The organism is Nocardiopsis sp. TNDT3 (assembly GCF_003427465.1).
Classification (GTDB): domain Bacteria; phylum Actinomycetota; class Actinomycetes; order Streptosporangiales; family Streptosporangiaceae; genus Nocardiopsis; species Nocardiopsis dassonvillei.
This window is the reverse complement of sequence record NZ_QPFC01000496.1, coordinates 1-3,620: the sequence shown is the minus strand read 5'-3', so window position 1 is coordinate 3,620 and position 3,620 is coordinate 1. Positions and strand designations below refer to the sequence as shown.

Sequence of the window (3,620 nt, the reverse complement as noted above, 5' to 3'; positions counted from 1 at the left end):
TCCTCCATGGGCGTCTGGGCGCCGGACATGGGGATCTGCGGCCCCGACATGGGCGTCTGGGGTCCGCTCATCGGCGCTTGGGGGCCGGACACGGGCACCTGGGGCGGTGCCGTCGGGTGCTGGGGTCCGGTGTGCGGGGTCCGCGTGTCCGTGGTCGGGGGCTGGAAGTCCTCCATGGGCGTCTGGGCGCCGGACATGGGGACCTGCGGCCCCGACATCGGCGCCTGCGCACCGCTCAGGGGCTCCTGGCCGCCGGTCGCGCCCAGCGTCGTGGCGGGCCGGGACGTGCGCGCCTGCTCGAAGGCCGAGGCGAACGCCGCCGGGGTCGCGAAGCGCTCCTCGGGCAGCTTGGCCAGCGCGCGGGTGAGCACACCCCGCAGCTTGCGGGAGATGTCGGCGCGGGGAACCGGCTTGGGGTCCTGCGTCAGGACGCGCTCGGCGTAACCGCGGGGGTCGAACGGCGTTCCGTCCGTCGACGAGAACGGCGTGTACCCCACCAGCATCGTCCAGACGGTGGACGCCAGCTGGTAGACGTCGGAGGCGGGCGTACGCGGCTCGCCCCGCAGCGCCTCGGGCGCCGCGTGCAGGAACGACTCCGTCGCCGGGTCGGGCGGGGGCAGGGCCTCCCCGGACCGGTGGACGGAACCGAAACCGGTCAGCACCGGTGTCCGGCCCGCACGCAGGATGTTGCCGGGGCACACGTCCCCGTGCAGCAGCCCGCGCCCGTGCATCGACCCCAGCGCGGCCGCCACACTCCGAGAGACGGCCGCCGCCTCCTGGACCGGAGCGGGTCCCCTCCGGGCGAGCATGTCGCCGAAGGAGCCGTCCGCGTAGAACGGCAGCACCACGAACAGGTCGCCCTCGGCGGTGGTCCCCGCGTCCAGCAGGGGGACCACACCGGGAACCCCGCTGAGCTCGCGCAGCTGGTTCAGCTCGGCGCGCCCCAGGTGCTCGGGCAGGACCTTGAGCACGACGTCGGCACCGCTCGTGGAGCGCGTGGCCCTCACGATCCGGGCGCGGCGCCCCTGGCGGAGCAGGGCCGGGTTGCCGTAACCGGGCGCCCAGGCGGCGTGCTCGGAGCCGGACATGGGAGAGCGACCCCCTGGTGGTGTTCGTGGTGTGGAGGATCCCCGTCAGGCGGCGGGGAGGGCGGCACCGGGCGCTACGGAGACGAGGGCGCCCCGGTGGCCGGGCTCTGGAACGTCTGCTGGCGGGCGCCCCAACCGCGCTCCTCGTTGACCTCCTGCTGCCTGCCGAAGGCCCCGATGAGGGCGATGACCCCGCAGATCAGCGCGACCAGGATGAGCCCGCCGATCACCGCGGGCCACACCTGCTGCCGCCGCCGCCAGTACCGGCTCGAACCGTACATGAGGGCCGACCGCAGCTGCCGGTGCCGCAGGGCGTCCGCCTGGAGGACGTACTTCTCCTCGTTGGGCGTGTAGTGGAACGCCTCGGGGAGCTGCGGATCCGGGTCCGCCGGGGCGGACGCGGGGGATGGGGACGACATCGCCGCTCAGCCTACTAGAACAGTCCGTCGAGGTAGCGGGTCAGCCTGCCGTAGTTGTCCGCGGTGTTGCTGGTCGCCGCGATCACCTTGGCGAAGGCGGCGTTGACCTCGGAGAACTGGGTGTCGAACTCCGTGGCCTTGGCCTGGAACTGGGCGCTGCCCGAGCCCTCCCACTGGCTGACGGTGCTCTCGGACTGCTCGTTGATCTGGCTCATGATGGCGGAGAAGCGGCCGAGGTGGGCCTGCTGGTCCTCGGCCAGGCCCTGGAGGCCCGCGACGTCGCCGTACACGTCGAACTGACTCATGGGAAACCTTTCTGGGGAGAGCGTGGGGGGACGACTCAGGCGTTGACCGGGCGGGAGAGGCCGCCGAGGTCGCTTCCGGCCTGGGAGTAGTCGGAGCTGGAGTCGGAGTCGGTGATGTTGAACTGCCCCTGGCCCTCGTTCAGCTTGATGCCGTTCTGGCTGCACCAGGACATCAGCTCGTCGAAGCGCTCGGTGAGCTGCTCGCGGGCCTCGCGGAAACGGGCGAGGGCCTCGCCCTGGAGGGCGTCGGCGTCGTTGCTCATGTCCTGGATGAGCTGGTTCATCTGGGTGCGGATGCCCTCGGACTCCTGTCCGAGCTGCTCACCGCCGACCGCGAGGCTGTTGACGTTTTCAAGACCGGCGTGGGACATCTGTGCCTTTCCCGGGAGTTGGGGGCGGAAGGGGCCGCCTCTTCATTTCCGTCTCGGGCCGCGTTCGCGTGGGGATTCGTGTGGCCACGGTAAAGAGGGGAGATTACGGACGATAGTAAGGATCGCACCTTTCGGTCAACGGAGGTGCGCTTCTTGTGACATCGGTCGTCGGGCGGCGAACGGCCTGATCGCAGGCAGTGCCCCACGCGCGGCGGCTGACCGCTTCCGGCCACGGTTCCGGCCCTGGCCGGAGCCCGGCCGCCCTCACCGGCCGCCGTCCGCGCCGGGGCTCGCGCCCGGGTCCGCGGCCACCGGTTCCGTCACCCAGCGCACCACCAGCGGCCAGCCGTCCATGGACGAGTCGTGGAAGCGGGGGAAGAGTTCGGCGGCCTCTCCCGCCTCGCCCTCGGCCAGGTCCACCCGGTGCCAGGACCCGCTGGTCTGGAGCAGGACCGCGTCGCGTTCGGGCGAGGGCGCGTACTGCACCACCGGCCCGTCGCCCTCCTCCAGCAGCCGTGTGGCCGTGTGGCCCTGCCCCTCCACCGCCACCAGGTAGGCGCCCGCCGGGGGCTCCCCGCCGCCGGCGGGGGCGTCCGGGCGCAGCAGCGCGGTGCCCCCGCCCCAGACCAGGGAGTTGTCGAAGGTCTGCCACTGGCCTCCGTCGACGTTGAGGGTCGCGTTGACGACGCTGTCCGCCGTCTCCCGCACCACCAGGGTGCCGCCGTCGGCGGCGTTGCTCTGCCGGGTCTGCACGCTGTTGCGGATGTGCAGCGACCCGTCCGGGGTCAGCGCCCAGTCGCTGGGCCGCTGGTTCTCGCCGATCAGGAGGCTGCCCTCCTGGTTCGGTGTGCCCGTCGGGGCCTCCAGGGGCACCGACAGCACCTGCGGGGGCACGCCGTCCTGCGGGGTGTCGGAGACGAACCACAGCCGGTCGCCGTTGATGACCGGATGGGACAGGACCTCCCCCTCCGAGGCGGGCACCGACTCGACCGGCTGGTAGGAGACCTCCTCGGCGCCGGACTCACGCGGATCGGTGAGCGTCGCCACCTGCACGGCGTTGGGCTCCTCGGTGACGTAGGCGAAGTACGTCCAGTCGGCGGAGAACTGCGCGTGCACGGGCAGGTCCCGGGCCATCGGATCGACCGCGCCGTCGGGCAGCGAGATCCGCTGGAGCGGCTGCCCGGTCGCGGGGTCGTGGAAGACCAGGACCTGGTCGGTCTCCGGGTCGCCGCCCTCGTAGCCCCGGTGCAGCAGGGCCAGGCCGGACAGCCCCTCCTCGGCCAGTTCCTCCCCGGTCCCGGATCCGCCGCCGGAGCCGCCGGACGTGTCGGTGCACGCGGTCAGGGCGAGCAGGCACACTGCCGAGGTCAGGGCGAGGGGGCGCCGCATGGAGCCGCCTTTCGGGGGACGACGGGGTCGGTCGGGAGGCCGCGGGGG

At 72.7% G+C, this 3,620-nt stretch carries 5 protein-coding genes; all 5 read right to left on the bottom strand.

Annotated features, from left to right (window positions below; translation table 11 throughout):
• A partial coding sequence (locus DQW06_RS12970) for a protein kinase (protein ID WP_157983431.1) occupies positions 1-1,088 on the bottom strand: 1,088 nt, incomplete at its 3' end.
• Between the two features lie 74 nt (positions 1,089-1,162).
• Entirely contained in the window at positions 1,163-1,507 is a 345-nt protein-coding gene (locus DQW06_RS12965; RefSeq protein WP_013156412.1) for a hypothetical protein, read from the bottom strand.
• A 14-nt stretch (positions 1,508-1,521) separates the two neighbouring features.
• Positions 1,522-1,812, bottom strand: coding sequence for a WXG100 family type VII secretion target (locus DQW06_RS12960; RefSeq protein WP_013156413.1), 291 nt, complete (start codon positions 1,810-1,812; stop codon positions 1,522-1,524).
• A 35-nt stretch (positions 1,813-1,847) separates the two neighbouring features.
• On the bottom strand, positions 1,848-2,183 hold the full coding sequence (locus DQW06_RS12955; protein WP_013156414.1) for a hypothetical protein: 336 nt from the start codon (positions 2,181-2,183) through the stop codon (positions 1,848-1,850).
• 264 nt (positions 2,184-2,447) lie between these two features.
• Positions 2,448-3,572: a hypothetical protein gene (locus DQW06_RS12950; RefSeq protein ID WP_013156415.1), complete on the bottom strand. Its 1,125-nt coding sequence runs from the start codon at positions 3,570-3,572 to the stop codon at positions 2,448-2,450.
• Positions 3,573-3,620 lie beyond the last annotated feature (48 nt).

Excerpts from the sequence above, each read along its gene's own strand:
- DQW06_RS12955 (WP_013156414.1), bottom strand. The coding sequence starts at position 2,183 with ATGTCCCACGCCGGTCTTGAAAACGTCAACAGCCTCGCGGTCGGCGGT.
- DQW06_RS12965 (WP_013156412.1), bottom strand. The coding sequence starts at position 1,507 with ATGTCGTCCCCATCCCCCGCGTCCGCCCCGGCGGACCCGGATCCGCAG.
- DQW06_RS12950 (WP_013156415.1), bottom strand. The coding sequence starts at position 3,572 with ATGCGGCGCCCCCTCGCCCTGACCTCGGCAGTGTGCCTGCTCGCCCTG.
- DQW06_RS12960 (WP_013156413.1), bottom strand. The coding sequence starts at position 1,812 with ATGAGTCAGTTCGACGTGTACGGCGACGTCGCGGGCCTCCAGGGCCTG.